This window comes from Pseudomonas lundensis (assembly GCF_001042985.1).
GTDB lineage: Bacteria > Pseudomonadota > Gammaproteobacteria > Pseudomonadales > Pseudomonadaceae > Aquipseudomonas > Aquipseudomonas lundensis.
The window spans coordinates 21,094-32,133 of sequence record NZ_JYKY01000039.1 but is presented as its reverse complement, the minus strand read 5'-3'; the positions used below and the strand labels follow the sequence as shown (position 1 = coordinate 32,133).

General features: G+C 58.2%; 9 protein-coding genes and 1 pseudogene. 7 read left to right on the top strand and 3 right to left on the bottom strand.

Features of this window, described 5'->3' with window-relative positions:
* Both TU74_RS23805 and TU74_RS21345 read left to right on the top strand, forming a co-directional pair.
* Positions 1–119: IS3 family transposase (locus TU74_RS23805; RefSeq protein ID WP_048377417.1), on the top strand; the 119-nt coding region annotated here is incomplete at its 5' end.
* A gap of 178 nt (positions 120–297) precedes the next feature.
* Complete coding sequence (locus TU74_RS21345; RefSeq protein WP_047274568.1) at positions 298–906, top strand: LysE family translocator; 609 nt, start codon at positions 298–300, stop codon at positions 904–906.
* Here the strand turns inward: TU74_RS21345 and punR are convergent.
* Entirely contained in the window at positions 900–1,823 is a 924-nt protein-coding gene (gene punR / locus TU74_RS21340) for a DNA-binding transcriptional activator PunR (protein ID WP_048377609.1), read from the bottom strand. The two genes, TU74_RS21345 and punR, sit on opposite strands and share 7 nt — an antisense overlap.
* A 118-nt stretch (positions 1,824–1,941) precedes the next feature.
* Between punR and punC the strand changes: the two are divergent.
* Both punC and TU74_RS21330 read left to right on the top strand, forming a co-directional pair.
* Positions 1,942–3,125 (top strand): annotated as a pseudogene (gene punC, locus TU74_RS21335) (purine nucleoside transporter PunC).
* 56 nt (positions 3,126–3,181) lie between these two features.
* Positions 3,182–3,718 carry a hypothetical protein gene (locus tag TU74_RS21330; protein ID WP_047274571.1) on the top strand — a complete coding sequence of 179 codons (537 nt, stop codon included), beginning with the start codon at positions 3,182–3,184 and terminating at the stop codon, positions 3,716–3,718.
* A gap of 62 nt (positions 3,719–3,780) precedes the next feature.
* On the opposite strand, the gene TU74_RS21325 is transcribed toward TU74_RS21330, so the two are convergent.
* Complete coding sequence (locus TU74_RS21325; RefSeq protein ID WP_048377608.1) at positions 3,781–4,476, bottom strand: pirin family protein; 696 nt, start codon at positions 4,474–4,476, stop codon at positions 3,781–3,783.
* A 267-nt stretch (positions 4,477–4,743) separates the two neighbouring features.
* Between TU74_RS21325 and TU74_RS21320 the strand changes: the two genes are divergently transcribed.
* Positions 4,744–7,227, top strand: coding sequence for a UvrD-helicase domain-containing protein (locus TU74_RS21320; RefSeq protein WP_048377607.1), 2,484 nt, complete (start codon positions 4,744–4,746; stop codon positions 7,225–7,227).
* A 12-nt stretch (positions 7,228–7,239) separates the two neighbouring features.
* Here the strand turns inward: TU74_RS21320 and TU74_RS21315 are convergent, their stop codons facing one another.
* Entirely contained in the window at positions 7,240–7,917 is a 678-nt protein-coding gene (locus TU74_RS21315; RefSeq protein ID WP_047274574.1) for a helix-turn-helix transcriptional regulator, read from the bottom strand.
* A gap of 129 nt (positions 7,918–8,046) precedes the next feature.
* Between TU74_RS21315 and TU74_RS21310 the strand changes: the two genes are divergently transcribed.
* Positions 8,047–9,507, top strand: a complete 1,461-nt coding sequence (locus tag TU74_RS21310) for an MFS transporter (protein ID WP_048377606.1) — start codon at positions 8,047–8,049, stop codon at positions 9,505–9,507.
* A gap of 5 nt (positions 9,508–9,512) precedes the next feature.
* Positions 9,513–10,844: a DUF6687 family protein gene (locus TU74_RS21305; protein WP_082149922.1), complete on the top strand. Its 1,332-nt coding sequence runs from the start codon at positions 9,513–9,515 to the stop codon at positions 10,842–10,844.
* Positions 10,845–11,040: the final 196 nt, after the last annotated feature.

Genomic DNA, 11,040 nt, shown 5'->3' with positions numbered 1-11,040 from the left:
GAGATATTAGCCAGTACCTGATGGGCCACTACAACTGGCTCCGGCCCCATCAATTCAACAATGGACTGGCTCCGGCCAAAGCTGAAGAAAAACTCAAAACCGTGTCCGGAATGAGTTGACCACTACAGAGTGAGTTCAATCTAGCCCCCTGAATGTGAATGCCATGTGAAATTCATGTATTCAAAACAGTAAAGGCCCGCAAAGTGTTCGGTTGAAATACAGCTCAGCTGTAGCGCAAGGCGCAGCAGGCAATCCGTTAGGGTGTAGATCATCAACCCTTGCCAGCCGGATGTCGTTATGCCGCTTTCCCCCGAATTGATCTCTGCTTTCATGTTGTTTGCTTTTGTGTCGTCCATCACCCCCGGCCCCAATAACACCATGCTGTTGGCCTCAGGGGTCAACTTCGGCTTTCGCCGCACCATTCCCCATGCACTGGGGATCAGTGCCGGTTTCATGGTTTTGGTTCTGGCCGTGGGGCTCGGGCTGGGGGGCGTCTTCAAGGCGGTGCCCATGGCCTACACGGTCTTGCGTTACCTCGGCGCTGCCTACTTGCTGTACTTGGCCTGGAAAGTCGCCACGTCGGGGCCATTGTCCACCGCAGACAACGATCACCGTCAGCCATTAGGCTTTTGGGGAGCCGCCGCCTTTCAGTGGGTCAACCCCAAAGCCTGGGTGATGGCCGTAGGCGCAATCACCACGTACACCCCGTCTCAGGGCTACCTCACCAATGTGTGCGTGATTGCGCTGGTGTTCGCGCTCATCAACTTGCCGAGCGTCTGCCTCTGGGCCGGTTGTGGCAGCGCATTACGCAACGTATTGACTCAACCAAAGTGGTTGCTGGTGTTTAACGTGACAATGGCGCTTTTACTGGTGGTGTCGCTGTACCCGATTCTCTTCGATCAGTGATCCTGTTCATCCGGGTCATTGAGCCATTCCTGACTCAGCGTGTCTGTATCCCCCAGATACTCCAGTAGCCAGCTCATGGCGGGCGAGTGATTGTTCTGGACCCAGGCAATACAGGACGGACTGGCCGGGAAGGGCCGCTGCAAGTGCAAGGCCACCAGCCGGCCTTGCTCGATGAGCGGGCGCGCCAGATGGGCGGGCACCATGCCGACACACAGGCCCTCACTCAAGCAGGCCAGGGCCGATGACCAGTCGGGCACCATCATTCGCCGCTGGTTGTCGAGCGTCCAAGTGTCCCGTTTCGGCAAGCTGCGCGAGGTATCGTCCATGCACAGGGACGGATAAGGCCGTAGCTGCTCATCACTGAGTAACCCTTCGAACGCCGTCAGCGGGTGATCCGGGCTTGCCACGCATAGCCAGTGCAGAAACCCCATGTCCCGGAACGCAAAACTGCCCGCCACCGGTATGGCGCGCGTGGCACCGATGACCATGTCGGTACGGGCGTCCACCAGTGCGTCCCACACACCGTTGTACACCTCGTAGTGGACGATCAATTCGACGTCGGGAAAGTGCCGGTAAAAGTCAATGACCATTTGCTGGCAACGCGGCTGTTTGGTGATGCAGTCCACCGCCACCCGCAACTGGCCGCTCCAACCATTGGCCACCTGCTGGCACAGACGCCGGGTGCCGAGCATTTTTTTCATCACATCGCGGGCTTCTTTGACAAACAGCTGCCCGGCGGCAGTCAGCTCCACATCGCGATGGCGACGCACGAATAACGGCACGGCCAGCCACATTTCCAGTTGGCGCACGGTATAGCTCACGGCCGAAGGTACGCGATGCAGTTCTTGAGCCGCGCCGCTGAAGCTGCCATGGCGGGCCACGGCATCGATGACATCCAGAGAGTATTCAGACCACACAATGCTGCCTTCAAATTAATTGATGTCACACAGAAAATATTATCGCTTCACAAGCCAATGCTCAGCCGGATAATGCGCGCCAGTCAACAAATTGTTTGATGGGAAGCTTTAGGTGCACATGAAAAACTCGTTTGGATTCACGCTGTATCTGGCCGGGCTCAGCATGCTGGGTTATCTGGCCATGGACATGTACCTGCCGGCATTCGGCACATTGCGCACAGACTTGCAGTTGTCGGCAGGCGCTGTGGGCGCCAGCTTGAGTATCTTTCTCGCCGGTTTTGCGGTGGGTCAATTGCTGTGGGGGCCTTTGTCGGACCGCCTGGGCCGAAAGCCGGTGCTGCTGGCCGGGCTGTCGATGTTTGCCCTGGGGTGCCTGGGCATGCTGTGGGTCGACAGCGCACTGTGGCTATTAAGCCTGCGCTTCATTCAAGCCATCGGCATTTGCGCCGCGGCCGTGACCTGGCAAGCCTTGGTGATCGACCGCGTTACCCGGCAGACAAAGCCAATCGCGTATTCGCCGGCATCATGCCGTTGATGGGCCTGTCTCCCGCCTTGGCGCCGTTGCTGGGCGCGGTGGTGCTCAATCATCTGGGGTGGCAAGCCATCTTCACGGTGCTGTTTGGCATTGCCATGTTGCTGTTGCTGCCCACGCTGTTGCTTAAAGAAAAAGCGCGGCCGCGCATTCAACAGCACGTGGCATGCGTGAGTTATTGGCAACTGCTGCGTTCGGCGACGTTCAGTGGCAACGTCATGATCTTTGCCGCGTGCTCGGCGAGTTTCTTTGCCTGGCTGACGGCCTCGCCCTTCATATTGGGCGACATGGGGTACAGCCCGAATGACATCGGCTTGAGCTACGCCTTTCCGACGCTGGCGTTTTTGATCGGCGGTTACAGCTGTCGCAGTGCGTTGCAGCACATCAAAGGTCACACATTACTGCCCTGGTTGCTGCTGGCGTACTGCATCAGCATGGTGGGTCTGTATGCAGTGGCGACACAAACCGAGCCGACGCTGACCACGTTGCTGATTCCGTTTTGCCTGATGGCACTGGTGAACGGCGCGAGTTATCCGATCGTGGTCGCCCACGCGCTGCTGCCGTTTTCAGAGAATTCCGGCAAAGCCGCGGCCTTGCAAAACACGCTGCAGTTGGGCCTGTGCTTTCTCGGTAGCCTGGTGGTGTCGGCTTATATCTCGCATCCGCTGGAGATCACGGTGGACGTCATGCTGGCTTCGGCACCCGTGGCTGTACTTGGTTATTTGATCCAACGTCGCAGGGCCACCACCGAACGTCTTGCAACGCGCTGAACTTTGTCGCGAACGGGGGCATCCAAGCTTCATCGAGTCACACTGTGAGCCTTTGGATGACCCAGATCATTACCCCCGAAAGCCCTGAACAGGTGCATTCCGAACATGATGCAAAAATGTTCGGATCACCCAAGGACCGCCTGGACTTCTACCGGCGCGAAATTCAGTACGAGACCAGCATTCTGTCCCACCGCACTGACGCCTACCTGGCGGCCCAGTCGTTTTTGGTGATTGCCTTCGCCTCGTGCATGGCCAATCTGAACCCGGAGTGGGGCAAGTTTTTCACCCTGACCGTGCCGCCGATGCTGGCCGTGCTGGGGCTGATGATTTCATTGAATGCCTGGCCAGGCATTCGTGCGGCGTACGACATCATTGACCACTGGCACTTCAAGCAAAGTGAGTTGCTGAGCAGCGAACCTCAAATGGGCATGGCGTACGACGAGTCGCCGTTGTTCTGCGAGATGGAGTCCACCCACAAGGGGTACAAAAAATCGCTGATGTTTTCAGTGCGTTCCCCGTGGTTGTTTGCCATTTTCTGGATGGTACTGGGGGCATTCTCGCTGTATATCCAGATCGACAACCCCTTGTCGTGATGCACCGCGCAGACCAAAAGGCTGAATTTACTCACGTAAATCCGGCCTTTTGCTGACGGCCTTCAGGCGACCTCTACCAGCACGATTTCGCTGTCTTGCAGCGCCGTTACCCGCAGCACCTGTTCATCGACAATCGCCACGCCATCCCGCGCGTTGGCGCGCACCCCGTTGACCTCGATCGCTCCGCTGGCGGGCACCAGATAAGCGCGGCGTCCCTCACTCAGCCGATAATCGGCGGTTTCACCGGTTTTCAGCGTGGCCGCCATCACCCGGGCGTCGGCGCGGATGCGCAAACTGCCGTGATCTTCCTCCTTACCGCTGGCCAGCGTCACAAAGCCTTCGCGTTGGCCCTTCGGAAACGGCTTGGCGCCCCAAGAAGGCGGATCCCCGGCCTGATTCGGCAAAATCCAGATCTGGAAAATCTTCGTTGCCGTGGATTCCAGGTTGTATTCGCTGCGGGCAATGCCGGTGCCAGCACTCATCACCTGCACGTCGCCCGCTTCAGTACGGCCTTTATTGCCCAAGTTGTCTTCGTGGCTAATAGCCCCTTCACGCACGTAAGTGATGATTTCCATGTCGCGATGGGGGTGCTTCGGGAAGCCGGTGCCGGGCGCGATGATGTCGTCATTCCACACCCGCAGATTGCCCCAGCCCATGCGCTGCGGGTCGTAGTACTCGGCGAACGAAAAGTGGTGATGGGCATCCAACCAACCGTGATGGGCGCCGCCCAAGGTGTTGAAGGGTCTGAGTTCAAGCATGATGCATCTCCTGTTCTGGTCAGTCGGGTGCAATGAACAGTGACCCGAATGAGAATGGCGTCAGTGTGCGCGTGGCAATCATCTATAAAAAGGTTAAAAAACGCTTAAAAACGATCGATTAAATCGATCTTTCAGACGATATGTTGTTAACCATCAGGTTCTACATCCATTGCTAAACCTATGACGTTAAAGCAATAACTAGAACTCCCGACGCAATGGAGCGACCATAGCCCATCCGCCCGGACAGCCTCACACCCTGGAGTCAGCGTGCCGCAACACAAAAACGATTTGCCCGAAACCCTATCCCCGGTCACTCAACTGCCCTTGCTCAAGCGTCTGGCAGCCCGTCTGTTTGGCAGCGGTTTAAGTCGCTTGCGCGCACAACACGCTGCGTCCTGGTTGCAGGGGCAGGCGGACGGTTTTCGCAGCGGGCACAGCGCGGGGGTGGATTACGGCTATGACGAGGGGCATGCGGACGGGCTGGAAGAGGGCCGTCAAGTGCTGTTTATCAATGACACCCGCTCACAGGAGCTGCGTGCGCCGGGCATTGACGACAACCTGTTCGATGACTGGCGCCTGCCGTTGACCGCCGAACTGAAAAAGCAGATCAAGGCGGATGTCGCCGCTTTGTTGCCGGCAACGGCACAGCCTAGCGCGGCACAGTGGAAGATGATCTTCAGCGACACGCCGTCCACCTCCGTGGTGGCGGGCGCCGGCGCGGGCAAGTCGACGTCGCTGGTGCTGCGGATCTTACTGCTCAGTCACTACCTCGGTTTTGAGTTGAGCTCGATGACGGTCGTGACCTTCACCCGCGAGTCGCGGAAGGATTTCATCGCCAAGCTGCAGGAAATCTTCGCTTTATGGGGGCACACGCTGAGCCTCAAGGAAGCCCGGGAAGTGGTGCGCACCTTCCACTCGCGGATTTTGCCGATGGTGCGCAGCCTGCCGGGTTACGCGCAACTGCAAGCCTTCGAAACCCTCAGCCATCGGGGCGCTAGCGACGATGACGCCGACAGCAACCCGTTTGACTTGCGCATCAACGATGCGCAACGCCAGCAACTGAATGCCTGTTATCACCGCCTATACAGCGACACCCCGCGTTTTCGCGAGGCGATCGGCGTGTTGTGCCGACATGCCTTGCAACTCAAGGCGCTGGAACACGATCACCCGGACGTGCAAAAACGCATGGCCGTGACCGAATTGGCCGCCAAGCGTGACGAAGAGTTGTGCGACACCCTCGAAGACTTGTGGTTTGCCGCCGGTGCCTGGCCGATTCAAGGCATTGAGCCGAGCCGGGTAACAGTGAACATCAACGGCTCGACCTTTCATTGCCACGGCTACATTGAACAACTGGATGCGTGGGTGGTGCTCGGCTTCGACCCCCGCGAAAACCCGCAGATCTGCAGGCCCAACGCCAAATTAAGTGTGCGGGCGGAGTGGGCGGTCAAGCGCACGCTGTTTCGAGCTTTTTGTGATAAGCCATTGATATGGCTAGAGTCTTACGAGCAATCCAAGCGTGTTCTGACCACCCTGGCCGGTGATGCGAGTGCCGGGCCGGGCTTCGATTACAAACTCAAGGGTGAGCTCAGCTCCGCGCCGCTGCTGGACTGTTTCGTGGCCGCGGCCAGCTTTATCGAGAACCTGGGACTGGACGTCGGGTCTGCGGTAGGGGACCTACGTTTCGCCAGCGACGACCCGGACCGATTCTTCTTCGAGGCACTGAGCCTGTTCTGGCGCGCGCTCGAAAGCCATCTGTTGGCGCAAACGCCTCCCGTCATGACTTACAACCGCATGTTTTCCCTGTTCGGGGAGCACACCGCACAGAACTTCAAACTGCTCAGCGACGCGCAATTGCGCCCGCTCTCGCACCTGATGATCGACGAGTTTCAAGATGTCTCGCCCCAGATTGTTTCGTGGCTACGCGCCAGCCTGCGCGAGATCCGCAGCCGAGGCCCGGCCATGCACGTGGGACGAGGCGCGCAACGCTCTTCCTTGCTGTGTGTCGGTGATGACTGGCAATCGATCTACGGCTGGCGGGGCAGTTCACCCAAATACTTCATGGCGTTCAACAAAGAATTTGTCTCGCCGTCCACCACGCGGGTGATGCTCAGCGACAATTTCCGCAGCCAGCAGCATGTCATTGACGCGGCGGAACACATCGTACGCGCCGCGCCTTCCATCCCGGGCAAACGGGCCAAGGCCTGCGGCGAGCCCAAACCGCTGGTGCCGGTTCAGGTACTGGATCGGGACGATACCGGGCTGGTCGCAAAACTGACCGAGCATTACAACGCAGGCGATCGCGTATTAATGCTGTTTCGAAAAGGTAGCGATAAGGCGTTGATTGAAAAAGAAATACAGGCCGTTGTTAATGTGGATTCTAGCTTGCCACCTGCCTTGCGTCGGCTCAAACAACTCACGTTTCACAGTGCCAAAGGCTTACAGGCAGACGCTGTATTTCTGCTCGGGGACTGTCAGCACCTGACCTCATCGCCCTACAAGAACCAGGTCTACCGCATGGCTGGCCTGGGCAATGAAGGCGACCCGGAGCCCTACGACAGCGCACAAAAAGATGAAGTACTACGGCTGGCCTACGTCGGCATCACCCGGGCGATCACGCATTGCTATTGGTACGTGGAACGTCAGGATGCCCAAGGCCCGAATATCCCCAAAGCCTCGGACCGGGTGCCCAAAGGCAAGCCGTTTTTTGAGGATGTGCGCGGGGGAGCAGTCGACGGTTCGGATAAGCGCTGAACAGCGATCGGTTTACGGGTGAGGCCTGCGCGGACTCACCCGATACACACAACGGCGATCCCCACTAATCAAATGCTCAATGCGTTCAATAGTGGCCGAATCGCCTAAGGCCGTTTGAAACACCTGCAGTTCTGACCGGCAGAAACCCTGGCATGCCTGCGCGGCGACGCAAATGGGGCAGTGACTTTCGATAAGCAACCAGTTTTCCCCCTCGGCTTGCAGGCTGGCCATATAGCCCGCCGCATCGCGAATGCCCACCAGCACCTTGACCTTGTCTTCAAGGGTGGTGACTTTCGCACACGCGTTGACGTACTCGCAGGTATTGGCGTGCTCGATCGAGCTCACGATTTTATCGATGCCCTCACTGCCGTAGATCAGCTTGATGGAATCGATCAGTTGCAGCGTCAATTGCGAGTGCGTATCGGGAAACCGTGCCTGAGCGGTAGCGGTGAGCGCCCATTTGCGCGAAGGACGGCCTGCACCCGCCGAAGGCATCACATGACCTTCTATCAACCCTGAGTCGACCAGTTTCTGGATCTGCTGACGCGTGGCTTCAAGGGTAATGTCCAGCATCGGCCCCAAGTCCGCGGTTTTTAAGGGGCCGTGGGTTTTAAGCAAATACAGGAGCCGCTCAGCCGTAGCGCCGTTATTGCGTGCGGTGTTGGCAGGATCAGTCGGGGTTGCGCACATACAGAACAGACATCTCGTAAGGGGGGTGGCCAGACAGGAGGGGATCATACCCATAACCTGGAAAAATAATTATCAAAGTATTTCCTTTTGTAATAGGATCGATGTCATGTCACCACTCAGGGCAAGGCAATGACGACTGCAACAGGATGGGCAGCTTTATTACTGGGCAAGAACGGATTGAGGTCATTGGCGTTGGCTGGGGGCGTGGCACTCCACGCCATTAACGTCTATCTGGTGACTACGATTTTGCCGTCTGTGGTGAAGGACATCGGTGGACTGGATTACTACGCCTGGAATACCACGTTGTTTGTGGTGGCATCGATCATTGGCTCGGTGTTGTCAGCCCGCTGCCTGACCGGGTTGGGGCCGAGAGTGGCGTATGCCGTCGCGGGGCTGGTGTTTGCCTTGGGTTGCGGCCTGTGCAGCCTGGCGCCTGACATGGGCGTATTGATTCTCGGGCGTACCGTACAAGGGCTGGGCGGAGGCTTATTGTTTGCATTGCCTTATTCGATGATCCGCCTGGTGTTCGACCAAGCCCTGTGGCCTCGGGCAATGGCGCTTATTTCAGGAATGTGGGGGGCCGCCACCTTGATCGGACCGGCCGTTGGCGGGGTATTCGCTGAATACGATGCCTGGCGCGCTGCCTTCTGGGTGCTGATCCCGGTGACGCTATCGTTTGTGTTATTGGCCAGCCTGATACTCCCGCGCAAAACCACTGAGCCCACGGCCAAGGCGCCTGTGCCGGTGGTGCAACTGGTGCTTTTAACCGGGGTGGTGTTGGCCATCTCGGTGGGCAGCATCAAGCCTTCGCCGCTCTTTAACGCAGTGGGCCTGCTGGCAGGCATGCTACTTCTGTATGCGGTATGGCGGGTCGAAGGCAGCGACAGGCATCGGATGTTGCCCCGAAACAGCGTGCGGACGGGAGGCTTGCTGCTCCCGATTTACCTGTCGATGAGCCTGATGGTCATGGGCATGACCAGTGAAGTGTTTGTGCCGTATTTCTTGCAGGTACTGCACCTTCAAACACCTCTGGTGGCCGGGTATGTGGCCGCATTGATGGCCGCAGGCTGGACCTTGGGTTCGCTTTACAGCTGCGGACTGTCGCGTGAGGCTGCCAATCGCGCCATGCTCGTGGCTCCGCTGTTGGTGGTCACAGGGCTGGGCCTGGCTGGCTTATTTGTCCCCCAGACATCGGCGTCGCTGGTGAGTCTTGGCGGCGTCTCAGTGGCCATGGTGCTGGTGGGCACCGGCATCGGCCTGGCCTGGCCACATCTGCTCACCCGGATTCTTGCCAACGTACCCGATGCGGAAAAAGACATTGCCGGCGCTTCCATCACGACCGTGCAGTTAATCGCAACGGCCGTGGGGGCGGCGCTGGCGGGGATGATCGCTAACCTGGCGGGCTTTACCTCGCCGGGTGGAGTTGCCGGAGCTTCAAGTGCGGCAACGTGGTTGTTTGGGGTCTTTGCTGCGCTGTCGGCCTTGCTATTTATCACCGTGCGTCAGGTCTTGCGCCGCGAGGCGGTGCCCAATGGAACATCCGCCCCCCTGATGGCTGACGAACCCCTGACCGCAGAAAAACCGGAGTAGCCCTGATGAACACACCTGCAGATGCAAACGCCGTTCATGGCGTGGTAGCGGATGAAGATGTCTTGCTTGCAAGCCGTGCGCTGGACATTCGGATGCTGGGCGGGCGGGCCATAGGGTTATTCGAAAATCATTTCATTGATTTGGCAACGGCCATTGCAGGCCCCGCCAGTGCGCCGCGCAATGGAAAGGGGCATGATCTGCGGCGCGAGAACCTGTGCCGACTGGTCTACACCCTCGGTGGCCATGGCGAGATCGCTCAAATCCCGGTGGACTATGGCCGGGTCAAACTTAAATTGCCTGATCTGCAGCCTGCGGCTCACTGCACTGACGATCTGCTGGGGCAGGCCATACGGATCGATGGGGCAAGCCGATTTGCCTATTTACCGCTGAATATGGCGCACGACATTGCCAATATTTCGCTGGATTCGACCCACACGCCCCAGACGCTGCTGACCTTGTCGCACTGGCCCGCTAACCGCACGCCGCAGGCGTACAAGGCCAATTTGTCGACGCAAAGTGCTTTGCGCTATATGGCGCAGGCCCGAGACTTTCCAGATGCCAGGATTGTGACCAGTGATCACTTTGACCTGGACGGTCTGGCCTCCATTTACGCATTCCTTGCGCCGGAGCATGCTCAGCGACACGCGCCGCTGCTGATTGAAGTCGCACGGCTGGGCGATTACGCACGCGGGACATCCCGGCACGCACTGCAGGTCGCGTTTAGCCTTAATCATCTGGCTGAACGCACCCATACCTATGCCGGGGTCAACGAAAGCCGGCAACTGCTAAGCACGTTTGGCACCTTACTGCCCTTGGTCAAGGATGTCATAGAAAACACTGAGCGCTACGCACAGGCATATCAAGGGCAGTGGCAATTACTGGAGCGCACCGAAGCGTTAATGAACGACCCTCGGGGTGTGCTGGAGGAGTATCCAAACATTGATTTGGCCGTGTTCACGCTACCGCCTCGTCCGGCATCCAGGGCTGATCGCGAAACGCCTTATCACGGCCTGTCTGCTATTCCCTTCCACAACCGTACCCGGTGCGGTGTGCTGGCGATCATCGACGGGCCATTCATCGAAATCCGTCAGCGGTATGAAAGCTGGGTTGAACGTGTCAGTTGCAAGATGCGCGGCAGGTGTGATCTGGCAATTTTCCAGCATGCTTTACAGGCGCAAGAGCAGGGGACGGCGCAATGGCGTTATGACGGCGTGCAGTGGATCATGCCGGCCTTAAAAGTGAAGCCTGGCGGCAACAGTGATTTCAGCGCGCAAAGGGTGCTGGACGAACTCAAGCAGTTTCTGCACGTTGCGCCGATTGCCTGGCACACACCTTAGAGAGGCAGGCGGGTTTCAGATCGATTCGATGCAGGTCGCCGCCGTTTAAATGACCAACGTAACGTGCTCCAACGCGCTGAGAGTGGTAAATTCTGCCCCCATGAAATGCGTCACACCGTTAACGATCCTCTGTTGTAACGCCAAAACGCCGAATGTCACCGGTTCGTGGTTTGAATCGGTGATCTGTCGTGCGCCA